Below are 24,529 nucleotides of genomic sequence, written 5' to 3' on the forward strand. Positions count from 1 at the left end.
AGCCTTTCCGGTTCTGATTGAATCAGCGGGGCGGCGAGAGGATCATTCCCAAGCCGTGCGGCTTGTGTCGCGTGTACGCCGCGGTGCGGCGCGCTGCGTTTCAATCCGAAATGGAAATCCCACGATTGAGGCTTCGACGGGCTGCGCGCCACATGGTCACGGGAATAGATGGACGAGCCCGATGCTCAGGCCCAGCAAGAGAAGCAGCGACAGCGTAACGGCGGCGGTGACCCTGCCGCCCACGGTCGAGAGCACGCGCACGTCGACGCCAAGGCCAAGCGCAGCCATCGAAAGGACCGTCAGGATAGCTGCCGTCTTCGTCACCGGTGCGACCACAAGATCCGGCACGAGCTGGAGCGAGCGCAGGGCCGCGAGCACCAGAAAGCCGATGATAAACCAGGGCACCAGCTTGAATGGGCTGATGGCGGCGACCTTCGTTTGATCGGCGTGGAGCTTGCGGCGGCGCGCCGCGACCAGCGAGAGGGCAACCACGATCGGCCCCAGCATTAGCACGCGCACAAGCTTGACCAGCGTACCAATTTGCGTGCTGATGATGCCCGCGGGCACCGTCGCCGCCAAAACCTGCGGGACGGCATAGACGGTGAGGCCCGCCAGGATGCCGTATTGTGTCGCCGACAGGCCCAGCAAGGGGATCAGGAGCGGCAGGCTCAGCACCATCAACACGCCGAGAATGGCGGTGAAGGAGATCGAGGAGGCGACATCGTCGCTATTGGCTCCGATCACCGGCGCGACGGCGGCGATTGCCGAGTTGCCGCATATCGAATTGCCGCAGGCGATCAGGATCGACATTTTCGTAGGAAGCCCGAGCATGCGGCTGAGGCTGAAGCTCACCGCGAGCATCACCGCGACGGTGGCGACGATTGCGCCGATCAAGAGATAGCCGGAGGCCGCGATCGCGCCAAAGCTGACGGACGCACCGAGCAGCATGACCGCGACCTCGAGCAGTTGCTTGGCGCTGAAGGCTATGCCGGAACGCCAGCGTTGGGATGGTTGCCAGACGGTGCGAATCGCCATTCCGAGCAAGATCGCGATGACCAGTGCCTCGACGTAAGGATGGACGAAGACGTGCTCTTCGAGGCGTTGCGCGCCCAGCGAAACGGCGGTGATGATGCCGCAGAGCGCGACCCCTGGAACGAGGGCCATGCCGCGGCCGAGCATGCCGGGTCGTGGCCTTGCGTCGTCAGAACTGCTTTGGGGTGGCGGCACTTATCCTCCTTGGAGAATAATTTATGCGCCGGACCACGCGGGCTCGCTAGTACATTTTCGGATTGTGCCCATACAGAGAGGTTATATCCCTCAACCTGCATTTGCAGGCGTCGGCGTGGCCATCGTCCCGGTGGCGACCAACGGCGATCAGATCAATTTGGGCGGTTCGAGGTAATCCTGCCGCGGTCGCGTTCGAACGGATCATTGGATCGGGACGTCGGGGCAACCCGACAGCGCATGCCGGCAAGATATTAAAGCGAGGCGAGCAAGCCCTGCGCCCACGCGACGGCGCGCTCGAAGCTGAGATCGCCCGGTTCGAAATAGACCGCGCGCGCCAGCACGATGACGCCGACAAGCCCCCAGAATAGGCCTATGCCGGCTGACTTCAGCCATTTGGACGCGCCGACCGGCGCGGTCGAAGGATCGACCGCCGGGACCGGCTCTCCAAAGGGATCGAATGCGGGCTGGCTCATGGTAGCTTCCGTTTCGCTAAGGCTAATGTCGCCAATAGCTGCGCGGAAGCAAGGGTAGAGGAATGCCTTTTGTGGCAGCGGCGTGGAAGCTCGTTTTCCGCTGCAGCCCCGGGCTAGGGTTTTCTTCTATCGCCCTCAGCCCGCGAGAAATCCGCCATCAACGGCGACAACCGTGCCGGTCGCATATTGCGACGCCGGCATGCAAAGAAATGCAACCGCACCGGCGATGTCCTCCGGCTGTCCCCACCTTTTGAACGCCGTACGATCGGCAATGCGCTGGTAGTGCGCGCGATCGGATCGTCCTGCTGCATTGATCGCCGTCTCGATGTAGCCCGGCGCGACCGCGTTGACGCGGATGCCTTCTTCCGCCCAGGCCAGTGCCAGCGCCTTGGTCAGCATGACGACGCCGCCCTTGCTGGCGCAGTAGGCGGGAATGCGCGGCAGCGCGAGCGTTGCGTTCATCGATGCGATGTTCACGATCGAGCCTTTGGTGCCGGCAAGCGCGGCCCGAAAGGCCATGCAGGTGCGGAACGTGCCGACGAGGTTGACATCGAGCACCTTTGTAAAGGTCTCGATCTCAAATTCCTTGTCGCGCGCCAATATACCGGCGCAGTTGACCAGCGCATCGACGCGTGCCTGTCGGCCTGCAAACGATGCGACTGCTTCATCATTGGTGATATCGAGGGGAGCCAACTGCAATCCCGGCCGGGGCCGTAGCACGGTGCGCGCGATATCGGCCTCGTCGACGCCGGTGGCGGTTACCGTCGCGCCGAGATCGCAGAACAGATTGGCAATGGCAGCGCCGATGTCGCCCGCGCCGCCAATCACAACGGCGTGGAATCCAGGAGCCAGCGCGAAGGGTGCGTTCATCGGATTGTTCCTTGCTATTTGGATGATCGCGTCGGCGATGCAGTGGACTCCCGGACGATCAGCGAATAGTCGACTTCGTGATGCATGATGGTCTGCTCGCCGGCGAGATGACGCACGAGATACTCGCCGGCGCGCTGCCAGGTATCTCCGGTCGGTACATGGATGGTCGTGAGGCTGGGGCGCAAATGCCGGCTCCAGTCGAGATCGTCGAAGCCGACCACCGACAGATCGTCGGGCACCGAAAATCCGCTGCGTTCGGCCTCCAGCAGCACGCCATAGGCGATAACGTCATTGCCGCAGACCACCGCCGTCGGCCGGTCCTTGAGGCCAAGCAGGTAGCGGGCGGCTTCGCGCGCATCGTCCAGCGTATAGGGCACCTCGACATGCCATTGCGGGGGCATCTTGATGCCGTGTTCGGCCATCGCGCGGCGAAAGCCGGCGACGCGGGCGCTCGCCCGATCGTTGTTGCGCTGGAGTGCGGAGACGATTCCGATTCGGCGATGGCCGAGTTCGATCACATGCAAGGCCGCACGGTGCGCGGCGGCTTCATTGTCGGTGCCGACACAGGGATAGGGCCGGTCGGGACGATAGATGCCGACATTGATGAAGGGCACGGAATAGTCGGCAAGCATCTTGCGCAAGCCGTCGTGATGGCAGTCGCCGCGCAGCACGAGGCCGTCGACGCCGCGGCTGACGAGGTTGCGCGCCTGCTCCAGTTCAGCGTCGAGGTCGTAGCCGCTCGTAGTCAGGAACAGCATGTAGCCGACGGAAGAGAGATATTTCTGCAGGGAGGCGATGCCGCGCGCGAACATGGTGTTGTCGATCGTCGGGACGATCGCGCCGAGCGTGCGCGACCGGCGCGACGACAACTCGCGTGCCGGTGCGTGCGGAATATAGCCGACCGTCTCGACGGCGCGCGCGATGCGCGCCCGCAGCGGCGCGCTGACCGAGTCCGGGTTGTTGAGGGCGCGCGATACCGAGGCAGTCGACACGCCAGCCTCGGCCGCCACCGCGCGAATTCCCTGCTTTGCGGATCTTTCCATCGTCACGTCAGTCGGCAGAATGTAACGTTACAAATGCAAGGATGGCGGATAGTAGATGGGAAGTCCATCGGTATTTGCCTTACAAGTTGTATTTTGCGCAAACTTGACAGCCAATTTCATCGGCCTAGTATGTAACCGTTTTCAAGAAATCCGGTTGAGCCGGAAACGAGGGCGTCAGCCCCATCAGGGAGGAGATCGATGAAAGCCAAAGCCTTTGCGGCGCGCCTTGCGCTTGCTCTTGTCGCGGCCGGTAATGCTGCCTCGGTGGCCTGCGCCGCTGATTTCGACTGGAAGAAATTCCAGGGCAAGACCGTTACCTTCCTCGCCAACAACAATCCGGTGGCGCAGGCGCTGCTGACGCACAAGGCCGACTTCGAGAAGCTCACCGGCATCACGCTGAAGGTCGACGCCTACCAGGAGCAGCAGATGCGCCAGCGCCTCGTGACCGTGATGAACGCACGCAGCGACGAGGTCGACGTGTTCATGTCCTTGCCGTCGCGCGAAGGCCCGCAATTCGCTGCTGCCGGCTGGTACGCCGATCTGACGCCCATGACCAAGGGCGCGGTTGCCGGCGACTACGACTATGCAGGCCTCAGCCAGGCTCTATTGAAGGCGGGGACCTTCGACGGCAAGCTCACCAGCATGCCGATGAATATCGAAGGGCCGATCCTCTATTATCGGACTGACATTCTGAAGAAATGCGGCGTCGAACCGCCCGCGACCATAAAGGACATCGAGCCGGCAGCGAAGAAGCTGAAGGCGTGCGACGCCAATATCACGCCATTCGTCTCGCGCGGCCTGAAGCCTGCGATCGCCTATACCTTCAGCAACATGCTGCACAACATCGGCGGCAACTACATCGCCAACGGCAAATCCAACCTCTGCTCGGCCAAGGGCAAGGAAGCGCTCGAGACCTATAGCGGCCTGCTCAGGGATTACGGACCGCCTGGCGTCGTCAATTACAGCTTCCAGCAGATCTCGGCGCTCTATCGCAGCGGCCGCGCGGCGATGTCATTCGAATCCTCGAACGAGCTGCGCACCGTGACGGATGGCGGCGAGCGGCTGAAGGACACGGCGCTTGTTCCGTTCCCGGCCGGCGATGCGGGCCAGGTCCCGACAGCGATCGGCTGGGGCATGGCCGTCTCCGCCCACAGCAAGCAGCCCGAGGCTGCCTGGTATTTCGTACAATGGGCAACGAGCCCGGAAATTCAAAAGCGCATGGCGCTGCAGGGGATTGCGCCACCGCGCTCTGCTGTTGCCAACGATCCCGCGTATCGCAAGTGGATTGAGGAAGAGCCGGTGCGCAAGCAATGGCAGGCCGCCCTCGATGTCCTGGCTGCGAAAGGCTCGTCTGAGGTCGGCTATCCCATTGTTGCCAATCCGGAGTCGCGCGAATTCATTGGTCAGGCCGTGCAGGATCTGATCCTCAAGCAAAAGACCGTCGATCAGGCCTGCGCCGACGCCGACAAGGCGCTCGATGTCCTGATCGCACAGAAGTAGTGCATGAGGCGTCGACGGCATTGCCGCGGTCGACGCCTTTCCGTTCCAGATCTAATCCGGGAAAACATGCAGGCATGTCCGAGGCTGCCGCTACATTTACTGAAGATCGGCAGAGGTTAGAGCTGGCCGCACTTTCGGCGCCGGCGGTAATCTTCACCGTCGCGATGATTGCATTCCCGGTCGTCTATACGGTCTGGCTCGGGCTGCACAGCTTTTCCTCCACCGGCAAGCAGTCGTTTGTTGGGCTGGCGAACTATTCAAGGCTGCTCGCCGATGCCGAATTCTGGCACGGACTATGGGTGACGATTGCGCTCTATGTCCTCTCGCTGGTGCTGCAACTCGTGTTCGGTGTATGGCTGGCGCTGGTTCTTTTTCACGCCAAACGCCTTCCGGGCATCGTACGCTCGCTCTTCATCTCGCCGTTCATGATGCCGCCGGTGGTCGCCGGCATGATGTGGCTGGTCATCCTCGATCCGTCGCTCGGCGCCGCCAACTACGTCCTGCAATCCCTGGGTTTGCCGCCGTCGGAGTGGCTGGCATCGCCGGTCTGGGTGATCCCGACGGTTGCGCTGATCGACACCTGGCAGTGGACGCCCTATGTCGCGCTGATCGTGCTCGGCGGTCTGCAGTCGCTGCCGCCAAGCGTTTACGAGGCGGCGCAAATCGATGGCGCGTCGGCGTTCAAGACGTTCCAGCGCATCACGTTGCCGCTGCTGTTGCCGACGATCGTCACAGCAACGATCCTGCGCAGCGTCGATCTGCTGCGCTTCTTCGACATCATCTACATCACGACCCAAGGGGGCCCCGGCAACGCGTCGAACACGCTCAACATCTACGGCTTCCGGGTCGGCTTCGAGTTCTTCAACATTGGCTATGCGAGCGCGCTGATGTTGACGTTGACCGCGATCGTGTTCGGCGCGGTGCTGGCATTCAACCGCCTGCGTGGCGCGGTGGCCTGGTGAGGTGAAGTCATGACCGATGCACCGATCACCGATGCCTGGATCCGTCGCCTCAACCTGCTTCAGCTCGTGGTCGCCGGCATCATCGTGCTGACGCCGACGCTCTGGATGGTGCTGTCCTCGCTGAAGCCGTCATTCGAGGTGACGGCCTATCCGCCGACCCTGATATTCGCGCCGACGCTCGAGAACTATTCGCAGCTTACGAAAACCACACCCTTCCTGAGCTACGCGATCAACAGCCTGATCGTCACCATCGGCTCAACCGCCCTTGGCCTGTTGTTCGGAATTCCCGCAGCGTTTGCCGTATCGTGGACGCGGATTTCATGGCCGGCGATACTGACGCTGGCGGCGCGTATGGCGCCCGGAACGCTGTTCCTGCTGCCGTGGTACGTGATGTTCCGCCAGGTCGGCATGATCGGCTCCTATACCGCGCTCATCCTGAGCCATGCCGTCATCACGCTTCCGATCGTCATATGGGTGCTGCTACCGTCGTTCGACGGCATCCCGCGCAGCGTCTTTGAGGCCGCACAGGTCGATGGTTGCAGCGTCACGCGCATCCTCTGGCGGATCGCGCTGCCGCTGGTCGCCTCTGGCGTCGCGGTGGCATCCATCCTGGCCTTCGTGTTTTCCTGGAACTACTTCCTGTTTGCGCTGGTGCTCTCGAACGGCGACAGCAAGACGCTGATTGCAGCCGCATTCAATTTCATCGGCGAGGGATCGACGCAATGGGGCGCGTTGATGGCCGCCGCGACGCTGATCGCGCTACCGCCGCTGATCCTGGCCGCGCTGGTTCAGCGCTGGCTGGTATCCGGACTGACGCTTGGCGCAGTGAAAGGCTAGGGATTGGATGAACGTCGTTCCGCTACCGAATTCGATCATGCAGGCTGCCGTGTTCCACGGCGGCGACCGCATCACCATCGAGCGCATCGCAATGCCGGAGGTGGCGATCGGCGAGGTGCTGATGCGAGTCTCGCGAACCGCGCTGTGCGGCTCCGATTTCAAGCTCTGGCACAAGGGCGCCGAGTTTACCGCCGGCCATGAGATCTTCGGTGTGGTCGAGCAGCCCGGCCATCCCATGCACGGCAAACGTTGCGCCGTCTACATCCCGCTGCATTGCGACCGCTGCGCGGCCTGCCAACGCGGCGATACGCAGATGTGCCTGGAGATATCGAGCCTGATCGGCTGGAACAGACCGGGCGGTTATGCCGAATACGTGCCGGTCCCGGAAAATTGCCTGCTGCCGGTACCTGACGACATCGAAGACAGCCTGGCGCCGCTTCTGCTCGACGTGATCGGCACGTCAGGTCATGCCGTGCGTTTCGTCAGCCGTATTGTGCCGCCGCAAGAGGCGGGGCCGGTTCTGGTGATGGGTGCCGGGCCGGTTGGGCTTGGCGTGGTGCTGGCGCTCCGCAGTCTCGGCTATCGCGACATTCATGTCGCCGATCCCAATGCGGCGCGCCTCAAGATCGCGCAGTCCTTCGGCGCAAAGGCGCACCCGGTCGGTGATACGTCGAGGCGCTTCGCGCTGATCATGGAATGTTCGGGCGCGCACGCGGCCCGTAATCTCGGCATCGAGCTCGTCTTGCCGCGCGGAGCACTGGTGCTGGTAGGTGAGAACGCCGCGCCCTGGACGATCGAGGAAGGCAAGGTGTTCCGGCGCAAGGATTTCTACATGATCCGCACGTTCTACTTCCCGATCAGCGATTTCGAGCCCAACGTGGCCTTGCTGCGCCAATACATGGAGGAATATCGCGTCCTGGTCGACGGCGAATTCGGACTCTCGGCACTGCCGGAGAACTTTGCGCGATTCGCCCAGGGCGAATTGATCAAGCCCGTACTGGCGCTGGGCTAGCGGTCATGGCCTCGATCTCGATCCGCAATCTCGTCAAGCGTTACGGCAGCTTCACCGTCATTCCCGATCTCAATCTCGAGATTGCGGACCACGAGTTTGTCGTTTTCGTCGGTCCGTCCGGATGCGGCAAGTCGACCTTGCTGCGGATCATCGCCGGTCTTGAACCGATCAGCTCCGGCGAGCTCTATATCGGCGACAATCGCGTCAACGGCGTTCCCGCCGCCCAGCGCGATATCGCCATGGTGTTCCAGGATTACGCGCTCTATCCGCACATGCGGGTTTACGAGAACATGTCCTTTGCGCTCGAGCTGCGCGGTACGCCGAAGGCCGAGATCGATGCGCGGGTCAAGCGCGCGGCGGCCTTGCTGCACATCGAGCCCTATCTCGACCGCAAGCCGAAGGAATTGTCTGGCGGCCAGCGGCAACGTGTGGCGATGGGGCGCGCGATCGTGCGCAATCCAAAAGCCTTTCTGTTCGACGAGCCGCTATCCAACCTCGACGCCAAGTTGCGCGGGCAGGTGCGTGCCGAAATCAAGGCGCTGTCGCAACAGCTCAAGACCACGATGGTCTTCGTCACGCACGACCAGATCGAAGCCATGACCATGGCTGACCGGATCGTGGTGATGCAGAGCGGCACGGTTCAGCAATATGACACCCCGGAAGCGGTCTATGAGCGGCCGTCCAATCAGTTCGTCGCCGGCTTCATCGGTTCGCCGGCGATGAATTTCTTTCCGATCGAACTACGCGGAGAGCAGATCGTCTTTTCGCAGGATGGCGCTGACGCGCCGCTCGACGCGAAGAGCCGCGATCTATTGCGCAAGGCCGGCCATGGCGTATTCGGAATCCGTCCTGAGCATTTTTCGGTGACGGCAGATGCTGCCGGAGCCGTGGCGGTGACGGTGAGGCTGGTCGAGCCGCTTGGCTCGGACACGCTGATTCATTTCGATCTGGCCGGCGCGTCGGCGATCGCGCGGGTCGATCCCTCGCTGCGGCCGAAGGTCGGCGATCGTCTTAACCTGCGTCCGCAGCCTGGCAGGGCGCATCTGTTCGACGGCAGCAATGGCCAGGTGCTGCGGTGAACGAGCACGCCAATCCCGCGACGCGGACGAGGTTGGCCGACATGGCCTCCAAAGACATGGCCTCCAAAGCAAAGCGCGCGCGTGTGATCTGCCTCGGCCTCTCGGCGCTTGATCAGATCTGGCGCGTCGACCAAAGGTTTTCAGGCGGAAGCGAAAAGATTAGGAGTCTCGACTATTCCACACTGGGCGGTGGCATGGCCGCAAACGCTGCGGTCGCCATCGCGCGCCTCGGCGGGTCTGCTGCTTTCTGGGGCCGTGGCGGCGATGACGCCGCCGGGCATGAGATGTGGTCAGCGCTATCAGCCGAAGGCATTGATGTTGCGAATTTCAAATTGTTTCCCGAAGGCCGCTCGTCGGTCTCTGGCGTCATCGTCGACAAGTCCGGCGAACGGCAGATCGTGAATTTTCGAGGGTCGTATCCCGAGCGAGCCGATTGGCTACCGCTCGATGCCGTCGCAAGCGCTTCCGCCGTGCTTGCCGATCCGCGCTGGCCGGAGGGAGCTGTTGCGCTGTTCGGCAAGGCGCGCGCATTGGGTATTCCGACCGTCCTCGACGGCGATGTCGCAGAAGCCGCCATATTCGAGCGCCTGCTTCCGCTCACCGATCACGCGGTATTCTCCGAACCCGCACTGACAGCCTTCATGGGGTCGGCCGACGGCGCGGCGCTGGCCAAAATTGCGCGCTTCAATTGCCGCATCGCCGCGGTCACCCGCGGACATGAAGGGGTGAGTTGGTACGAAAATGGGACCTTGCAAAAGCAGGCCGCATTCCGCGTCAGGGTCGTGGATACGACGGGTGCGGGCGACGTCTTTCACGGCGCCTATGCCTTTGCGGTCGGTATGGGTCTCGCCGTGCGCGATGCGATGGAGTTCGCTGCCGCCACGGCGGCGTTGAAATGTGAGCATTCGGGCGGACGCGCCGGAATTCCCTCGATCGAAAGTTGTCTTGCATTCATGAGGACGAACCAATGAGAACAATTGGAAAGAACCGCGGGCTTGCGCGTCTGGCCGATGCGGAAGGGCACTTTCGCATGGTCGCGCTCGACCAGCGGCCGCCGCTGTTTGATGCCATAGCCCAGGCGAAAGGCATCACCAGGGACCAGGTCGAGTATGCCGATGTAACCGCGGCCAAGCGGCTTCTGGTGGAGGCGCTGGCGCCACACTGCAGCTCGATGCTGTTTGATCCGAATTTTGCGGTGCCCGCGGCCATCGACCTATTGCCGGCCCGCTGCGGCCTCATCATGACGCTCGAGGAGCATCGCGTCGAGGAAACTCCGGGTGGCCGCAAGTCGCGGGCCATCACCGATTGGAGCGTGGAGAAGATCCGCGCGATCGGCGGCGATGCGGTGAAGGTGCTCGCCTGGTACCGGCCAGATGCCGATCCTGCCGTCAACGAACATCAGAAGCGCTTCGTGCGGTCGGTCGGCGAGGACTGCGCCCATCACGACATCCCTTATGTGCTCGAGCTGCTGGTATACCCCTTCCTCGGGAGTGCCAACCACACCGCCGACTATGTGGAATCGCCGGGCAAGCTGCCAAAGCTTGTCATCGACAGCGTGCAGGAGTTTGCGAAGCCAGAATATGGCGTCGATCTGCTGAAGCTCGAAAGTCCGCTTGCGGCCAACAGCCTGCCGCCGCGCGATGGAAGCGCTGCGTCCAAAGCCGCGCAGAAGGAGTTCGAAGCAATCGGCGACATCTGTCGCCAACGCAACATCCCCTGGGTGCTGCTGTCAGGCGGTGCGGCACCGGAAAAGTTCGAGCGCGTGCTGGACTTCGCCTACGCCGCCGGCGCCGGCGGCTTTCTGGCCGGCCGAACGATTTGGCTGGATGCCGTGCGCAGCCATTTCCCTGATCGCGCGGCAGTCGCCGCCAGCCTTCGCAAGGACGGGGTCGGCGTGCTCGAACGGCTCAACACGCTGACCAAGGCCAAGGCAAAGGCCTGGACAGCGCGCTTTCCCGCCTTCAGCGAAATCAGGCAGGAAGGTGATTTCGCGCGAGCGTATTGATTTTCCGAGGCCTGACATGACGTCGCAACCATTCACCGTCCGTAGCGTGCAGGCCTTCTGCTATCGTTACCCATTGTCGACACCGGTTGTTACCTCCTTCGGCAAGATGCTTGACAGGCCGGCAGTATTCGTTCGTGTGGAAGACACTGACGGCAATGCCGGCTGGGGCGAGATTTGGTCAAACTTTCCATCGGTCGGAGCCGAACATCGAACGCGACTCGTCAACGAGGTCCTGGCGCCCGCGACATGCGGGCGCACAGTCGGCGCCCCCGAGGAAATCTTTGAGGCCCTGACACAGGGCACCGCCGTGCTGGCGCTGCAATCCGGCGAGCCCGGTCCGTTCGCGCAGGCAATAGCCGGCATTGATCTTGCAATTTGGGATCTGTTCGCGCGGCGGCGGAAGCTGCCACTGTGGCGGTTGCTTGGTGGCAACGGCAAGACGATAAGGGTCTACGCCAGCGGAATTAATCCGACCGGCTCGCGGCAAGTGGCGGAATCGGCCATCAAGCGTGGGCATCGCGCACTGAAACTGAAGATCGGCTTCGAACTGGCGACAGATCGCGCCAATCTGGCGTCGCTACGCGATCTGGTGGGCGACGGCGTGCTCGCAGCGGATGCCAATCAAGGCTGGTCGTTGGCCCGTGCGCTGGAGATTGCGCCGCATCTGCGCGAGTTCGATCTTGCCTGGCTGGAAGAGCCGATCCGGGCCGATCGGCCGTGGCGGGAATGGCAAGAGTTGCGTGAAAACGTGGGCATCCCGCTGGCGGCTGGAGAGAACATCGCGAGCCGCGCGGGGTTTGAGCAAGCGCTCGGTGACAACGTGTTGCGCGTCGTGCAGCCCGACATCGCCAAATGGGGTGGCCTGACCATGTGCGCAGCTATCGCGCGCGACATCCTGGCGTCGGGCAAGACCTTCTGCCCGCACTATCTCGGCGGCGGAATTGGTCTGCTCGCATCGGCGCATCTGCTTGCCGGGATCGGTGGCGACGGTCTTCTGGAAGTCGATTCAAACGACAACGTGCTGCGCGACCGACTTTGCGGACCGCTCATCAACGTGACGAACGGAACCGTGACCCTGGGCGAAGAGCCGGGATTGGGAATCGAGCCGGATCTGAGCCCGATCGAGCAGTACCGGACCGCTTGATCCGACGGCGCAGCATGCATCTCGTTCGGATGGAGCAGCGCTTTCATTTCGCGCTATCGTAACTTACGCCGGTAACTTCGCTGCCCACTTCTTCGCCCAAACACCAAGAGGAACAAGAAGGGCATAAAGTTCGTGTCCGGTCGGTGTAGCGCGATAACCCTCGTGCGAATGCTCGACCAAGCCTGCTTCGCGCAGTTCTTTCAGGCGCGAATTGAGAACGGTAGGCGAGATCGATTCGCAACGTTCTTGCAGTTCGCGGAATGTGCAGGGTCCGCCATTGCTGAGATTCCACAGAACGCCCAATGTCCAGCGGCGCCCCAACAGGTCCAGGAGCGCCATGACAGGGACGCCTGTCCGCGAGCCTCGGACAGGTCTCCCAGGTTTTGGTGTTTGGCTCATAGGCATTCTCGCTACTAAATAGGTAGCGTCCCTCTGTCAAGCGTTAGGGATGCACTGCTCCATCGCGAGCACACAGGATGCCCATCATCGTGCTCGCCGCAGCACTATGACGGCTCATCTCCCTGGCCTCTACTCCTGCAACGACGAGACACTTGCGGCAATATTGTCCGCCAGGGCTTTCACCAGCGGCACGTAGCGCTCGACGACGTCTGCCCGATCGAGCGCTGAGGTGAAATAGGTCATGCCGACAGTGGCGAGCACGCGGCGGTTGACCATGACGGGGAGCGCGATCGTGTTCGAGGAGCGCGGTTCGACCATCGGGTCGCGTTCGGCAAAACCTTGCTTGCGGATTGTGGCCAGCAAAGCCAATGCCCGCTTTCGTTCGGTGGCGAGCTTGTCTTCGGCCTCCTGCGAGCGGGCCAGCATGTCGAGCAGCATCGATCGCTCGCTGACCGGACAGAACGCCAGATAGCCGCGCCCCAGCGCCCGCCCGAGCAGGCTGAGTTGCATGTTGAGCGTACCGTGAAAGGGCGAGACCGGGCTGTCGGGAATGGTGCTGAAGCGGACCACGACTGAACTCCGGTCGAGGACGGCGATGGCGATCGGCCAGTGATATTGCCGCGTGAAGGCGAGCGCCCACGGACGCGCGGCCTCCACCACCAGCGGATCGCCGTGAAAGCCGTTGCTCAGCGATTTGACCCGCGAGGCGACCGCGTAGCCGCCCTGCCGCCGGTCGTTGGCGGCATAGCCCAGCGCGCAGAGCGACTTCATCAACCGCACGACAGTCGATTTCGGCAGCCCCGTCGCCCTGTGCAGGCGATCGATCGAGGTGACGCGGTGGCGATTGAGCTCCTCCAGCAAGAGGAGCGTGCGCGAGGCGGCTTCGACGGTGTCGGACTTGAGCGGCATCCTGAAATTCCACCTGGTGGAACGTGACAGAATAGCTATGGCCGACCGGCGTCGTCCCTGCAATGGTTTTCGCCAAGCGCCACGCCGGGCCTGTCTTCTGAAGACAGCCTGTGCAGATGGCCGGGGAGGAGCAACCGTGTCCGGAGACGTCGTCAGGCCGCATTTTTCGTCATTCCGCCGCCGCTTCGCCGCGCGGCAGGTAGTCGTCGGCTCGTTCATCAAGACGCCGACCACGCATGCGACCGAGATATTCGGCGCGCTCGGCTACGATTTCGTCGTCATCGACGAGGAGCACGCGCCGATCGATCGCGCGATGACCGATGTGATGCTGCTGGCCGCGCGCGCCAGCAACCTCGCCGGCATCGTGCGGGTGTCGTCGGATGACCCGGCCAAGATCCTGTCCTGCCTGGATTGCGGCGCAGCCGGTGTGCTGGTGCCGCATGTCGCGACGGTCGAGAAGGCTCGCGCAATTGCGGCTGCCGCCCGCTATCGCGGTGGACGGCGCGGCTATTCCGGCTCGTCCCGCGCCGGCGCCTACGGCGGCACGCCGATGTGGACTCTCGTCGATGAACAGGATGAATCGGTTTGCGCGATTGCGATGATCGAGGACCCGGAAGCGCTGGATCACATCGACGCCATCGCCGCGGTCGATGGAATCCACGGCTTCTTCATCGGCCGCGGCGATCTCACGGTTGCCCTTGGCGCCAAATCGTCGGCCGACGCGTCCGTCAAGGACGCGGTGATCAGGATCATTGCAGCGGCGAAGAAGGTCGCCAAGCCGGTCTGCGTGATGGTCGCGAGCTCGGCGGAAGCCAAGGATTTCGCCGACCTCGGCGCCAGCGCCTTCATCATCTCGTCGGATCAGGGGCTGATGCGCCGGGCCGCGGCGCAAACGCTCACCGATTTCAAAACGCTCGTTCGAACCACGGATGGCTCACATGTATCACAGCACTGATCCGCGCGCTGCGCTTGCCGCCACGCCCGTCGGCGCAAAGCCCGCCGCCACCCACTTTGCAGGCGCCGAGTACGCCAAATTCTACGAAACGCCGCCGGCCGAAAATCGGAACGGCGCGCGCACCTGGTATGCCCGCGGCCAGAACTTCATCATTGCCTATAGCGAGGCCGACGAGGGCGCGGTGCTGAGCCGGACCAACCAGCCCGACGAATACGTCGTGCTGCTTCCGGAGCCCGGCGCTGGCGCCGAGATCGTCTGGGGCAACGAGCGCAAGGTCGTCAACGGTCATTCCATCAGTTTCGTGCCGGCGGGTGCAAGCTCCGTCACGCTGCTGGGTGCTGCCAAGGTGGTGCGCATGGTGACGACGCGATCGGAAGATCTCGCAAAACTCTGCTCGAACGCCACGTCCTACGCGATGCCACATCCCAATCTGCCGCCGTTCGAGCCGTGGCCGGAGGCGGCTGCGGGCGCGAAGATCCACACCTACAGTCTCGACGTTGCGGCGACGCCGGGCCGGTTCGGGCGCATCTTCCGCTGCTCGACCTTCATGGTGAATTTCCTCGAGCCGCGAAACGGCCCGCGCGATCCGAGCAAGATGTCGCCGCATCACCATGAAGATTTCGAGCAATGCTCGCTGGCGCTGGCCGGCACCTTTGTTCATCACTTGCGCTGGCCGTGGACGACCGACATGGCCCAGTGGCGCGACGACGATCACGAACGCTGCGGATCGCCCTCCATTGCCGTGATTCCACCGCCGGCCATTCACACATCGCAAGCCGTCGATCCTAAGCTCAACGTTCTCGTCGACATCTTCTGCCCGCCGCGCCTGGATTTCTCGGCCAAGCCGGGCTGGGTGTTGAACGAGGACGATTATCCGATGCCCGCGCAAACCGCCGCCGGACAATCCGCGGCCTGACACATCTCCATCTGAAAGGGCCTTCGACCATGGCCGACAAGCAAGTGTCCTACCCGCACACCGTGCCGCTACCGCCGCTGTCGCGGGCGGCGGAAGTCGCCGAGCTTCTGGTCGGCGCGATCGATCTGCACTGCCATAGCGGCCCGGCAGCCATGCCGCGCATCCTCGATCATCACGAGGAGCTGCTCGATGCGGCGGAAGCGAAGTTCCGTGCCGTGCTCTACAAGGATCACTTCTATGCCGGCATGGCGCATGCGATCCTGCTGGAGAAGCTGTTTCCCGAAACCAATGTGAAGCTGTTCTCCGGCATCGTGCTGAACAATGCCTCGGGTGGTATCAACCCGCATGCGGTCGACCATACGATCAAGCTCGGCGGCAAGATCGTCTGGATGCCGACGCTGTCGGCGGCGAACCATATCAAGGCGATGGCGGCTGGAAACTCGACGTTTCCGAAGACTTCGCAAAAGATGCTCGAACCGATCCCGCTTTCCGCGCTCGACGCCAATGGCAAGCTCACGGACGACACCAAAAAGGTCATCGATCTCATTGCCGAGGCGGACATTATCCTGGCCGGCGGCCACCTGCCGGCCAGCGAATTGCACATCCTGTTCGATGAGGCGGCGCGACGCGGCGTCAAGAAGATGATGGTCAACCATCCGACCTACATCGTCGGCTGCAATGACACCGATATCCGCCAGCTCGTCGCGCGAGGTGTCAAGATGGAGCATTCGATCTGCATGTTCATCGAAGGCAAATCCTTAAAGTACAGCGCGGATAATCTCGCGCACTTGATCGAGGTGGCTGGCGTCGACAACACGATTCTGTCGTCCGATCTCGGACTGCAGGGGTCGCAGCGTCCGGTCGACGGCTTCCGCAGCATCACCCAGATACTGCTCGATCTGCAGATGCCGCGGCCTGCGATCAAAAAACTCATCAGCGGCAACGCGGCACGGTTTCTGAACCTTCCGGTGATGCAGTCGACCGCGCAAGACGCCGCTTAGCAGGACAAGCCCAAAGACCGCGAAAAGCGGCGTGCGCTTAAGGGGAGGAAGTCAGCATGGAACGGGTAGACGGTGACGCGCTGATAGACCGCATCGGGGCGCGAGCCATGCCATTCGTGGCGGCATTGCTGTTCATGGGAACAAGTCATACCGCAGCCGCGGAAGAGCAGCGCAAGCCGCCGAAGCCGCCGATCATCCTGGAATCGACGGGCGCGTATGAAGTGGGCGGCAAGGTCGTTGCCAAGCCCGGCGATCCCAGCCAGACACTCTCCTGCGACCATGGTTATGTCGAATACTTCATCCCCGCGAAAAGGCGCAGCGTAGGCCTGATCATGTGGCACAGCTCCAGCACCAAGGTGTGGGAGAACCGCTGGGACGGCGGCGAAGGCTACAAGAGTATCTTTTTGCGCAAGGGCTATCCTGTTTATCTGTGGGACGGCCCGCGCGTCGGTCGCGCGAACTGGAGTTGCGAGCCGATCACCTACACGCCGGATTATTTCGATCAGCGCAACTTTGCCGCCTGGCGTTTCGGCCTGACCTATCTCAATTGGCATCCGGGCCTGCAGTTTCCGACGGCCGACAAGGAAGCCTGGAATCAGGCAACGCGCGCCCGTTACGACGAGTTCGATACGCTCGAGAATGCCCTGTTGCAGGCGGAGGCCGGCGGCCAGGCGATCGACAAGATCGGGCCCGTGGTTGCCGTCACCAACTCCGCGGGCGGCTGGCGCGCGCTGTTGTCGGCGCTCAAGGCAAAGAGCGACAACATGAAGGGCATCGTCGCTTACGAAACGCCTGGCTTCGTCTTCCCGGTGGGCGAGGGGCCCCAGCCGAAGCCGGATGCGCCGTACGGTCCCAATTCCGTGCCGCTCGTCGAGTTCAAGAAGCTGACCAAGTTTCCGATCCAGATGGTATTCGGCGACTACACCGAGACGCGTCCGATCTGGGCCGCCTCGGTCAAGGTGGCACGGACCTTCTGCGATATCGTCAATCGTCACGGCGGAGATTGCGAAGTTCTGCTGCTTCCCGATGCGGGTCTGCGCGGCAACACGCACATCGCCTTTGCCGATCTCAACAATGAAGCCGTTGCGGACGAACTGTCCAAATGGCTGGGCCGCAAGGGCCTGGACAAGTTTGCTGAAGAATAAGCGCTGGTGCCCACGCAGGACCTGCGCACAGCTCGGGAGGAAACATGCGTCCGCTCTCTTTCGGCCTCATAGGTCTTGCAGTTGCCATTGCGCCATGTCAGCCCGCTGCCGCGCAGGAGTGGCCGAGCCGGCCGGTCACCATGATCGTACCGTTCCCGGCTGGCGCCGCCGTTGACACCTTGGCGCGCGCCGTCGCTCATGCGCTGAGCGAAGACTTTGGCAAGCAGTTCATCGTCGAAAACCGTGCGGGGGCAGGCGGTAATCTCGGTGGGGCGGCTGTCGCCAAAGCGGCTGCAGATGGCCATACCTGGCTGTTCGGGACGCCAGCGCCGATCGCACTCAACAAGCTCATGTACAAGGGCCTAGCTTACGACTCCGAGCGAGATTTCACGCCGGTTGTGCTCGTCGCCAAGTCTCCAATGATCATCACGGCGACGTCAGACTTTCCAGCGAAGACGCTTCCCGACCTGATCGCCTATGCCAAACAGAACCCGGGCAAGGTCAATGTCGGCCATCCCGGCAACGGCACGCTCGGACACATTACCTCGGCGCTGATCCAGCAGTTTGCCGGCGTCGAGATGACACATGTACCTTATCGCGGGTCCGCGCCGCTGATCACGGACCTGCTGGGCGGGCAAGTCAACGTCGCCATGGATTTCATGCCGACCTATCTGCCGCTGCTAGCCGACCGCAAGATCCGCGCGCTTGCAGTGACAACGAGCCAGCGCGTAGCGCAATTGCCCGATGTACCAACCGTGCAGGAGGCGGGATTCAAGGGATTTGAGGCGACCGCATGGTACGCGATCGTGGCTCCAACCGGTACACCGCCTGAGATCGTGATGAAGGTTAATAAGGCGGTGAATGCCTTTCTGAAAAGCGACAAGGGCAAGACCATCCTCGAACAAAATTCGCTGCAAGGCGTCGGAGGCGCGCCGCAAGACCTCAAGGCGTTCATCGATGGCGAACGCGACAAATGGCGGCCCGTGATCGAGGCTGCAAAGATCGCGATGCAGTAAAGCGAGATCGCCATAGATGACTGCTATTGAAATTCCTGCGCTGTCGATCCCGAAGGTTGTCCTCGTCACAGGCGGTAACAGCGGCATCGGCAAGGCGACGGCGGCGCGCCTTGCCGCCATGGGGTCTGCTGTCGTGGTCGGCTACAACAGCCGCCATTCACTGGCCGAAGAAGTGATCGATGGGCTGCAAGGCAGCCGGCACGTCGCCATGCGGACCGCGATCGACGATCCGACTTCCATCTCCGAGGCCGCGGCGGCCGTGGACAAGCAGTACGGGCGGCTCGATGCGTTGGTCAATTGTGGGGGCGCCACGACGCCCGTGCCCGCCGCTGATCTGGAAGCGTTGACGAACGATATCTTCGACCGGACCGTTACGCTCAATCTGCGCGGGCCATTCGCCATGGTTCGCGCCTTCCGTTCCTTGCTGGAGCGCGGCAGCGGGTCAGTGATCGTGAACATCTCGTCCATCGCGGCTCGTACGGGTCTGGGCAGCAGCCTGGCCTATCTGGCTGCAAAGGCGGGTGTCGACGCGCTGACGATCGCGCTCGCGAAGGTGCTTGCGCCGCGGATCCGCGTCTTCTCCGTCTCGCCAGCCGGCGTGGATACGGATTTTGTCGCCGGCCGGACCCGTGAACAGTTGCGGAAGACCGCCGAAAGATTGCCGCTGGCCCACGTCACCACACCCGACGATGTCGCAAGGGCGGTAGTTGCCTGCATCGTCAACCTCACCAGTTCGACGGGAATTGTGGTGCCGGTGGATGAGGGCAGGCACCTCTGACGGAGCAACGCCGGTCGCCGTGCGGACATCATGAAAAGAGAACAATGGAAAAACTGAAATTCTATATTGACGGCGCCTGGGTGGATCCGGCAGCGCCGTCAACGCTTGGAATCGTCAATCCTGCGACGGAGGAGATCTTCGCGCAGATCAGCCTGGGCTGCCCTCCGGATGTGGATCGGGCCGCCAAGGCCGCCCGCCGCGCGTTCGCGACCTATTCCGAAACCAGCGTCGAAGAGCGTCTGTCCTGGCTTCAGAAGATCATCGAGGGTTTTAGAACGCGCCTGCCGGAACTGGCGCGGATGATGACCCTCGAAATGGGCGCGCCGATCACGTTTGCGACCGAGCGTCAGGCAACCGTCGCGCTGTTTCATTTCGAGGAAGCCGCGCGCGTGCTTGCGAACTACACGTTCGAGGAGCGGATGGGGAACGGGATCATCCGCCGCGAACCGATCGGTGTCTGTGGACTGATCACGCCGTGGAACTGGCCGCTGAACCAGGTGGCCTCCAAGGTCGCGCCGGCGCTCGCAACCGGCTGCACGGTCGTCCTGAAACCCAGCGAGATCGCGCCGCTCAGCGCGATGCTGTTCGCCGAGATCGTCGACGCCGCTGGCGTGCCGGCGGGCGTCTTCAATCTCGTCAACGGCGACGGTCCCACAGTGGGCGAGGCGATCGCCGCCCATCCCGACATCGACATGGTGTCGTTCACCGGATCGACGGCGGCTGGCGTAAGGGTGGCCAAGCTTGCGGCGGATACGGTCAAGCGCGTCGCGCAGGAGCTGGGCGGCAAGTCCGCCAACATCATCCTTGCCGATGCCGATCTGAAAGCGGCTGTGATCCAGGGCGTTCACGCCTGTTACACCAATGCCGGGCAGAACTGCCAGTCTCCCACGCGCATGCTGATCCCGCGTGCGCAGCGGGATGCGGCATTCGAGGCGGCGCGCGAGGCGGTCGACAGCATTCGCCTGGGAGACCCGCTCGATCCGGCATCGACGATGGGGCCACTGGTGAGCCGGGCGCAGTTTCAGAAGGTTCAGGATCTTATTCAGTCCGGCGTTGATGAGGGGGCGAGGCTGGTGGCGGGCGGAACGGGTCGGCCTGCCGAAATCAACCGCGGATACTATGTTCGTCCGACCGTCTTCGGCGACGTGACGCCGCAGATGAAGATTGCGCGTGAGGAGATCTTCGGCCCGGTGCTGTCGATCATGAGCTATGATAGCGAGGACGAGGCGATCGAAATCGCCAATGATACGCCGTTCGGCTTAGCGGGCTTCGTGCAGTCGAGGAATGTGGACCGCGCTCGCACCGTCGCCAACCGCATCCGCGCAGGGCGCGTCTACCTCAACGGTGCTCCGTTCGACCGCAGCCTGCCGTTTGGCGGCTACAAGCAGTCCGGCAATGGGCGCGAATTCGGAATCTTCGGATTTGAAGAATATCTCGAGGTAAAGGCGATACTGGGCCACTGAGACTGGCGACGTCGCAGGCGAGGGAGACGCTCAAGCGACAGGGCGGAAATGTCCGGGCGGATGTTTCGTATCGCGCCGGATCAGCCGGCGAAGCGTGGAAGGCTCCGCATATCCGACCTGCCGCGCGATCTGCTCGACCGACAGGCGCGTGGTCTCAAGCAGGAAGCGCGCGGTCTCCAGCCTGATCCGCTGCACGAACTGAATCGGTGATATGCCGCAGGTCGCCGCAATTCGCCGGGCAAATGTCCGCGGTGCCAGCGCGACGGCTGCGGCCAGCTCCTCGATCGCAAAGTCACGCGCGATGTTGTCGCGCACCCACTTCTCGGCCTTGGCAATCCTGGGATCCTGGCCTGCCAGATAAGCAATCGCCATGAATGGCGCCTGGGAGCGACGCTCATCCAGCAGGAGATAGTTGGCGCAGGCTTTCGCCAGGCCTGGTCCGGCAAATCGGCTGACGATCGCGAGCATCAGGTCCATCTGCGCCATGGCCGCGCCAGCGGTCGCGATCGGCCAATCGGCGACGACCATCTGCTCCGTCATGAGCTCGACTTGGGGATAGCGCTGCCGGAACAGCGGCGCGAGCCACCATGTCGTGGTCGCCCGCCGACCGTCGAGCAGGCCCGCCTCTGCCAACAAAAAGGTGCTGGCGCAGGACGCAGCTAGCATGGCTCCGGTCGCGTGCGCCCGGGTCATCATGTCGCCCGCGCGCCGGCACGCGGGGCTCTTCAACTTCGTCTCCAGCTCGTCTGCCGACGCAGTGCCAAGCCCCGGAACGATGACAAGCTCGATTCCGCGCAGATCGGCGCTGCTTCGGCGGGACCCGCAACGCACCGTCGTCACCTTGAATGGCAGAACGCGTTTCGCCGCGCTGATCCGATTCGCGGTCGCCAATACGTCGTGCGTGATGGCCGCGCTCGAGGCCATGCACCCCTCGATCTCGACAACCGCGACTTTGGTCATGTCAAAAAATGCCCGATAAATGTCATTTCTGACACTAGCCCGATCGCTCCGAAATCGCAACGATAGTCACGAGAATGGCGTTTGTAGGAATCCTCGGCCGCTGCGCCGCGGCTCCTGCCTGAGCGTCCATTGATCGACAAAGGGAATTGCGCCGATGCCGAAACGGTCCATGAAGCAGGACGATCCACTTGAGGACTTCACGCGCCGCGACATCGCGCTCGATGGCGTCACCAAGATCGTCTACGTGGCCGGCACGGGGCCGGCCGTCATCGTGATGACGGAGATGCCGGGAATCAGCCCACATGTCGCGCGGTTTGCGCGCTGGGTCCGCGACGCCGGCTTCACCGTCTACATGCCGTCGCTGTTCGGCCGCGACGGTGCCGTTCCAGGCGCGGAGGAGGGCGCCGCGATCTTCCAGCGCGCCTGTGTAAGCGCCGAGTTTCGCGCCTTGTCCTCAAACCAGTCCAGCCCGGTGACAAAGTGGCTGCGGTCGCTGGCGCGTTTGGCGCATGGCGAGTGCGGCGGTCCCGGCGTCGGCGCCATTGGGATGTGCTTTACGGGAAACTTTGCGCTGACCATGATGCTCGAACCGTCGATGCTGGCGCCGGTGCTTTCGCAGCCGTCGCTGCCGCTGAACGATCCGGCAGGCATCGAAATCGCCCCGGACGAAGTCAGGGCCGTTCGCGAACGGATGGAGCGGGAAGATCTTACGGTGATGGCCTATCGCTTCGCAGGCGACAAGTTCTGCATGGCGCAACGCTTCGCGACCTATGTGGAAGCGCTCGGCGACAGATTCATCGGGCGGGTGCTGCCGGACAGCGCGGCGAATACCGATCTTGCGCCGTTCTTCGCGCGTCACGTGACGACCCCGCACAGCGTCGTCACCGCGCACCTGATCGACGAGGCCGGCCAGCCGACGATCGCCGCCCGCGACGAAATCCTGGCGTTCTTCAGGCATCGGCTCGTGCCTTCGCGAAGCAGTCGCGGCTCATAGCGCTTCAAGTCGCTTGCGGCGACGCCGCCCGATATCTGCGTCAGGCGTGCTTGTCGAGGCGACGCTTGAGCAGCGTCAAATGTTGCAGCAGGTCCGACTGTGCGACCGGCGACAGCTCGCCGATCAGGGCGATCACCCATTCCTCGTGCCGGCGTGCCATCCGGGCGAACTCCTTTGCGCCGTCCTGTGACAGGCGCAGGCGGAAGGTACGGCGGTCTTCGGAATCGACTTCTCGATGGATAAAGCCATCGGCTTCCAGCTTCTGCACGAGCGCGGTGATGGCACCGTTCGAGACCATCAGGAGCTCGGAGACTTCGGACATGGTCGCGCCTGCAGGTTTGCGCGCGAGCTGCGCCAAAAGGTCGAAGCGGGCCAGCGTGGTGTTGAACTCCTTGCGCAGCCGTGCGTTCAGCGCCTTCTCGATCCGGGTGGAGCAGGCAAGCAGCCGCAGCCAGATGCGCAATTCGAGATGCGCGCCGTCGGATTCGTGCGCTGGCTCGCCTGGGCGCAGCGGTTGCATGCGCGCGCCCTTGGCGGATCGAGCCTTTCGTTTGACCGTGGCGTCCATGGCTGGAACTCACTCCAAGCTAGATGGAAATCGACCCGATGCTGGCTCCGCCGCAGACATAGAGCGTCTGCCCGGTGATGAAGTCGGCATCCGGTGAACTGAAGAAACTGACCGCGCGGGCGACGTCGGTGGATTTGCCGAGTCGGCCGAGCGGGATCGATTGCGCGAGCTTTTTCGCGCGTTCGGATTCCGGCGACATCACGCTCTCGAACATCTCGGTATCGCCGATCGGGCCCGGCGCGACGACATTGACGGTGATTCCGAAGGGAGCAAGCTCGAGTGCCCAGGTTCGTGCCATGCCGATGATGCCGGCCTTGGTGGCCGAATAGACCGTGCGTGTGGCGGCGCCGAGCGCGGCGCGGGAGGACAATAGCACGATGCGGCCGAAGCGGGCTTTCTTCATGTTGGGTAACGCCGCTTGCGCCAGCGCAATCCCGGCGCCGAAATGGAGCTGCGCCAAGGCGCCGACGTCCTCGTCGTCAACCTCTTCCAGAGGCTTAGGCCGAATAGCGCCGGCATTGTGCACGACATGGGTGATCGCAAAACTCGCGGCGATTTCCGTCGCCGCCTGGCGCGTTGCCGTCGCATCGAGCAGGTCGACCTCGCGCGAGGAGAGTTTGGGATGGCTCCAGTCCGGCTTGCGCCGCGACAGCGAGATCACGTCATAGCCCTCGGCGAGCAGGCCGCGCGCGATCGCAGCGCCAATGCCGGTATTACCGCCGCTCACGATCGCCGTGTGGTGGACCACGTTCATCCTCCCTCACATGAAGAGTTGGATGTTGCCGAAGGCAGCATCGCAATTTATCAGGTCGACACGCTTGAGCTTGATCTTCAGCCTGCCGTTCTCGACGCTGAGATGGTGCGTGGCCCAGGCCGCATAGAGTGTCTGCTCGTCCATGCGGGTCTCGATGTAATGCATCGGGGTCCAGGTGACATAGTTGTTGGCGGCAGGATCGCGCGAATCCACCTGCGGCGTCTGCAGCACATGATGGCAGCGGCTTTTCGGCTTCTGGCTGAACGTCCGCGCGCCCTTGAGCCGTTCGACCCGGATCGAGAGCAACAGCTTGTCCTCATACATCAGCGAGCAGGTCAGCCGCGGATCAGTTTGATTCCATTCCAGCGGCATCCAGTAGAAAGCGTCGTCAGCGTAGAGATCGAGCCATTCGTCGAAACGCTGCTGATCGATCAGCCGCGCCTCGCGAACCAAGAAGTCGATCAGTTCTTGATCGGTGGGAATCGCATTCTTCACTTGAGCCTCAGTGACCATGCTCAT

At 62.9% G+C, this 24,529-nt stretch carries 26 protein-coding genes; 16 read left to right on the plus strand and 10 right to left on the minus strand.

The window, feature by feature from the left end; genetic code table 11:
• Positions 1-156 precede the first annotated feature (156 nt).
• From V1278_RS08180 to V1278_RS08195, 4 genes are all read right to left on the minus strand, one after another.
• Entirely contained in the window at positions 157-1,179 is a 1,023-nt protein-coding gene (locus V1278_RS08180; RefSeq protein ID WP_442894641.1) for a YeiH family protein, read from the minus strand.
• A 299-nt stretch (positions 1,180-1,478) separates the two neighbouring features.
• Complete coding sequence (locus V1278_RS08185; RefSeq protein ID WP_213251868.1) at positions 1,479-1,700, minus strand: hypothetical protein; 222 nt, start codon at positions 1,698-1,700, stop codon at positions 1,479-1,481.
• 135 nt (positions 1,701-1,835) lie between these two features.
• The gene (locus V1278_RS08190; protein ID WP_334364884.1) at positions 1,836-2,570 is read right to left on the minus strand and encodes an SDR family NAD(P)-dependent oxidoreductase; all 735 of its coding nucleotides are present in this window, start codon (positions 2,568-2,570) and stop codon (positions 1,836-1,838) included.
• A 14-nt stretch (positions 2,571-2,584) separates the two neighbouring features.
• Entirely contained in the window at positions 2,585-3,613 is a 1,029-nt protein-coding gene (locus V1278_RS08195) for a LacI family DNA-binding transcriptional regulator (RefSeq protein WP_035728164.1), read from the minus strand.
• 198 nt (positions 3,614-3,811) lie between these two features.
• Between V1278_RS08195 and V1278_RS08200 the strand changes: the two genes are divergently transcribed.
• The 8 genes from V1278_RS08200 (at position 3,812) to V1278_RS08235 (ending at position 12,152) form a co-directional block, all read left to right on the plus strand.
• A complete protein-coding gene (locus V1278_RS08200; RefSeq protein WP_334380246.1) occupies positions 3,812-5,113 on the plus strand; it encodes an ABC transporter substrate-binding protein in 1,302 nt (433 codons plus the stop codon).
• Between the two features lie 74 nt (positions 5,114-5,187).
• Positions 5,188-6,075 carry a carbohydrate ABC transporter permease gene (locus V1278_RS08205; RefSeq protein ID WP_334380247.1) on the plus strand — a complete coding sequence of 296 codons (888 nt, stop codon included), beginning with the start codon at positions 5,188-5,190 and terminating at the stop codon, positions 6,073-6,075.
• Between the two features lie 9 nt (positions 6,076-6,084).
• On the plus strand, positions 6,085-6,912 hold the full coding sequence (locus V1278_RS08210; RefSeq protein ID WP_334364881.1) for a carbohydrate ABC transporter permease: 828 nt from the start codon (positions 6,085-6,087) through the stop codon (positions 6,910-6,912).
• A gap of 7 nt (positions 6,913-6,919) precedes the next feature.
• Positions 6,920-7,924 (plus strand): alcohol dehydrogenase catalytic domain-containing protein, encoded by a 1,005-nt coding sequence (locus tag V1278_RS08215; RefSeq protein WP_334380248.1) that lies wholly within the window; start codon positions 6,920-6,922, stop codon positions 7,922-7,924.
• A gap of 5 nt (positions 7,925-7,929) precedes the next feature.
• Complete coding sequence (locus V1278_RS08220) at positions 7,930-9,003, plus strand: ABC transporter ATP-binding protein (RefSeq protein WP_334380249.1); 1,074 nt, start codon at positions 7,930-7,932, stop codon at positions 9,001-9,003.
• Between the two features lie 41 nt (positions 9,004-9,044).
• A complete protein-coding gene (locus V1278_RS08225) occupies positions 9,045-9,974 on the plus strand; it encodes a sugar kinase (protein WP_334380250.1) in 930 nt (309 codons plus the stop codon).
• Complete coding sequence (locus V1278_RS08230; protein WP_334380251.1) at positions 9,971-11,008, plus strand: tagatose 1,6-diphosphate aldolase; 1,038 nt, start codon at positions 9,971-9,973, stop codon at positions 11,006-11,008. Before V1278_RS08225 ends, V1278_RS08230 begins: the two co-directional genes overlap by 4 nt.
• Positions 11,009-11,024: 16 nt before the next feature.
• Positions 11,025-12,152 (plus strand): mandelate racemase/muconate lactonizing enzyme family protein, encoded by a 1,128-nt coding sequence (locus V1278_RS08235; RefSeq protein WP_334380252.1) that lies wholly within the window; start codon positions 11,025-11,027, stop codon positions 12,150-12,152.
• 63 nt (positions 12,153-12,215) lie between these two features.
• Here V1278_RS08235 and V1278_RS08240 read toward each other — a convergent pair whose 3' ends face one another.
• Positions 12,216-12,491 carry a winged helix-turn-helix transcriptional regulator gene (locus V1278_RS08240; protein ID WP_334380253.1) on the minus strand — a complete coding sequence of 92 codons (276 nt, stop codon included), beginning with the start codon at positions 12,489-12,491 and terminating at the stop codon, positions 12,216-12,218.
• Between the two features lie 189 nt (positions 12,492-12,680).
• Positions 12,681-13,460: a DNA-binding transcriptional regulator gene (locus V1278_RS08245; protein WP_334380254.1), complete on the minus strand. Its 780-nt coding sequence runs from the start codon at positions 13,458-13,460 to the stop codon at positions 12,681-12,683.
• 136 nt (positions 13,461-13,596) lie between these two features.
• On the opposite strand from V1278_RS08245, the gene V1278_RS08250 reads away from it, so the two are divergent.
• Genes V1278_RS08250 through V1278_RS08280 form a run of 7 tightly spaced genes read left to right on the plus strand, consistent with a single transcriptional unit; the run spans position 13,597 to position 20,734 of the window.
• Positions 13,597-14,415 carry an HpcH/HpaI aldolase family protein gene (locus tag V1278_RS08250; RefSeq protein WP_334380255.1) on the plus strand — a complete coding sequence of 273 codons (819 nt, stop codon included), beginning with the start codon at positions 13,597-13,599 and terminating at the stop codon, positions 14,413-14,415.
• Positions 14,399-15,331 (plus strand): hypothetical protein, encoded by a 933-nt coding sequence (locus tag V1278_RS08255; RefSeq protein ID WP_334380256.1) that lies wholly within the window; start codon positions 14,399-14,401, stop codon positions 15,329-15,331. The genes V1278_RS08250 and V1278_RS08255 overlap by 17 nt, the downstream gene beginning before the upstream one ends.
• A gap of 29 nt (positions 15,332-15,360) precedes the next feature.
• Positions 15,361-16,332, plus strand: a complete 972-nt coding sequence (locus V1278_RS08260; RefSeq protein ID WP_334380257.1) for a DUF6282 family protein — start codon at positions 15,361-15,363, stop codon at positions 16,330-16,332.
• A 56-nt stretch (positions 16,333-16,388) separates the two neighbouring features.
• Positions 16,389-17,477, plus strand: a complete 1,089-nt coding sequence (locus V1278_RS08265) for an alpha/beta hydrolase (RefSeq protein WP_334380258.1) — start codon at positions 16,389-16,391, stop codon at positions 17,475-17,477.
• Positions 17,478-17,521: 44 nt separating this feature from the next.
• Positions 17,522-18,493 (plus strand): Bug family tripartite tricarboxylate transporter substrate binding protein, encoded by a 972-nt coding sequence (locus V1278_RS08270; protein ID WP_334380259.1) that lies wholly within the window; start codon positions 17,522-17,524, stop codon positions 18,491-18,493.
• Between the two features lie 16 nt (positions 18,494-18,509).
• On the plus strand, positions 18,510-19,271 hold the full coding sequence (locus V1278_RS08275) for an SDR family NAD(P)-dependent oxidoreductase (RefSeq protein WP_334380260.1): 762 nt from the start codon (positions 18,510-18,512) through the stop codon (positions 19,269-19,271).
• A 44-nt stretch (positions 19,272-19,315) separates the two neighbouring features.
• The gene (locus tag V1278_RS08280) at positions 19,316-20,734 is read left to right on the plus strand and encodes an aldehyde dehydrogenase family protein (RefSeq protein ID WP_334380261.1); all 1,419 of its coding nucleotides are present in this window, start codon (positions 19,316-19,318) and stop codon (positions 20,732-20,734) included.
• Between the two features lie 30 nt (positions 20,735-20,764).
• Here the strand turns inward: V1278_RS08280 and V1278_RS08285 are convergent, their stop codons facing one another.
• Positions 20,765-21,694, minus strand: a complete 930-nt coding sequence (locus V1278_RS08285; RefSeq protein WP_334364866.1) for a GlxA family transcriptional regulator — start codon at positions 21,692-21,694, stop codon at positions 20,765-20,767.
• Between the two features lie 154 nt (positions 21,695-21,848).
• Between V1278_RS08285 and V1278_RS08290 the strand changes: the two genes are divergently transcribed.
• Positions 21,849-22,688: a dienelactone hydrolase family protein gene (locus tag V1278_RS08290; protein ID WP_334380262.1), complete on the plus strand. Its 840-nt coding sequence runs from the start codon at positions 21,849-21,851 to the stop codon at positions 22,686-22,688.
• 40 nt (positions 22,689-22,728) lie between these two features.
• Here V1278_RS08290 and V1278_RS08295 read toward each other — a convergent pair whose 3' ends face one another.
• Genes V1278_RS08295 through V1278_RS08305 form a run of 3 tightly spaced genes read right to left on the minus strand, consistent with a single transcriptional unit; the run spans position 22,729 to position 24,529 of the window.
• Positions 22,729-23,256: a MarR family winged helix-turn-helix transcriptional regulator gene (locus V1278_RS08295; RefSeq protein WP_334380263.1), complete on the minus strand. Its 528-nt coding sequence runs from the start codon at positions 23,254-23,256 to the stop codon at positions 22,729-22,731.
• Positions 23,257-23,275: 19 nt separating this feature from the next.
• A complete protein-coding gene (locus tag V1278_RS08300) occupies positions 23,276-24,004 on the minus strand; it encodes an SDR family NAD(P)-dependent oxidoreductase (protein WP_442894620.1) in 729 nt (242 codons plus the stop codon).
• A 12-nt stretch (positions 24,005-24,016) separates the two neighbouring features.
• Positions 24,017-24,529 carry an aromatic-ring-hydroxylating dioxygenase subunit beta gene (locus tag V1278_RS08305; protein WP_334380265.1) on the minus strand — a complete coding sequence of 171 codons (513 nt, stop codon included), beginning with the start codon at positions 24,527-24,529 and terminating at the stop codon, positions 24,017-24,019.

It is taken from the genome of Bradyrhizobium sp. AZCC 1577 (assembly GCF_036924575.1).
GTDB lineage: Bacteria > Pseudomonadota > Alphaproteobacteria > Rhizobiales > Xanthobacteraceae > Bradyrhizobium.

Bases quoted from the DNA above. Each gene is read 5' to 3' on its own strand.
- V1278_RS08230 (WP_334380251.1), top strand. From the start codon at position 9,971: ATGAGAACAATTGGAAAGAACCGCGGGCTTGCGCGTCTGGCCGATGCG.
- V1278_RS08220 (WP_334380249.1), top strand. From the start codon at position 7,930: ATGGCCTCGATCTCGATCCGCAATCTCGTCAAGCGTTACGGCAGCTTC.
- V1278_RS08285 (WP_334364866.1), bottom strand. From the start codon at position 21,694: ATGACCAAAGTCGCGGTTGTCGAGATCGAGGGGTGCATGGCCTCGAGC.
- V1278_RS08180 (WP_442894641.1), bottom strand. From the start codon at position 1,179: ATGCTCGGCCGCGGCATGGCCCTCGTTCCAGGGGTCGCGCTCTGCGGC.
- V1278_RS08210 (WP_334364881.1), top strand. From the start codon at position 6,085: ATGACCGATGCACCGATCACCGATGCCTGGATCCGTCGCCTCAACCTG.
- V1278_RS08195 (WP_035728164.1), bottom strand. From the start codon at position 3,613: ATGGAAAGATCCGCAAAGCAGGGAATTCGCGCGGTGGCGGCCGAGGCT.
- V1278_RS08245 (WP_334380254.1), bottom strand. From the start codon at position 13,460: ATGCCGCTCAAGTCCGACACCGTCGAAGCCGCCTCGCGCACGCTCCTC.
- V1278_RS08260 (WP_334380257.1), top strand. From the start codon at position 15,361: ATGGCCGACAAGCAAGTGTCCTACCCGCACACCGTGCCGCTACCGCCG.
- V1278_RS08275 (WP_334380260.1), top strand. From the start codon at position 18,510: ATGACTGCTATTGAAATTCCTGCGCTGTCGATCCCGAAGGTTGTCCTC.
- V1278_RS08225 (WP_334380250.1), top strand. From the start codon at position 9,045: ATGGCCTCCAAAGACATGGCCTCCAAAGCAAAGCGCGCGCGTGTGATC.
- V1278_RS08290 (WP_334380262.1), top strand. From the start codon at position 21,849: ATGCCGAAACGGTCCATGAAGCAGGACGATCCACTTGAGGACTTCACG.
- V1278_RS08200 (WP_334380246.1), top strand. From the start codon at position 3,812: ATGAAAGCCAAAGCCTTTGCGGCGCGCCTTGCGCTTGCTCTTGTCGCG.
- V1278_RS08265 (WP_334380258.1), top strand. From the start codon at position 16,389: ATGGAACGGGTAGACGGTGACGCGCTGATAGACCGCATCGGGGCGCGA.
- V1278_RS08215 (WP_334380248.1), top strand. From the start codon at position 6,920: ATGAACGTCGTTCCGCTACCGAATTCGATCATGCAGGCTGCCGTGTTC.
- V1278_RS08190 (WP_334364884.1), bottom strand. From the start codon at position 2,570: ATGAACGCACCCTTCGCGCTGGCTCCTGGATTCCACGCCGTTGTGATT.
- V1278_RS08240 (WP_334380253.1), bottom strand. From the start codon at position 12,491: ATGGCGCTCCTGGACCTGTTGGGGCGCCGCTGGACATTGGGCGTTCTG.
- V1278_RS08295 (WP_334380263.1), bottom strand. From the start codon at position 23,256: ATGGACGCCACGGTCAAACGAAAGGCTCGATCCGCCAAGGGCGCGCGC.
- V1278_RS08235 (WP_334380252.1), top strand. From the start codon at position 11,025: ATGACGTCGCAACCATTCACCGTCCGTAGCGTGCAGGCCTTCTGCTAT.
- V1278_RS08205 (WP_334380247.1), top strand. From the start codon at position 5,188: ATGTCCGAGGCTGCCGCTACATTTACTGAAGATCGGCAGAGGTTAGAG.
- V1278_RS08270 (WP_334380259.1), top strand. From the start codon at position 17,522: ATGCGTCCGCTCTCTTTCGGCCTCATAGGTCTTGCAGTTGCCATTGCG.
- V1278_RS08305 (WP_334380265.1), bottom strand. From the start codon at position 24,529: ATGAGCATGGTCACTGAGGCTCAAGTGAAGAATGCGATTCCCACCGAT.
- V1278_RS08255 (WP_334380256.1), top strand. From the start codon at position 14,399: ATGTATCACAGCACTGATCCGCGCGCTGCGCTTGCCGCCACGCCCGTC.
- V1278_RS08280 (WP_334380261.1), top strand. From the start codon at position 19,316: ATGGAAAAACTGAAATTCTATATTGACGGCGCCTGGGTGGATCCGGCA.
- V1278_RS08185 (WP_213251868.1), bottom strand. From the start codon at position 1,700: ATGAGCCAGCCCGCATTCGATCCCTTTGGAGAGCCGGTCCCGGCGGTC.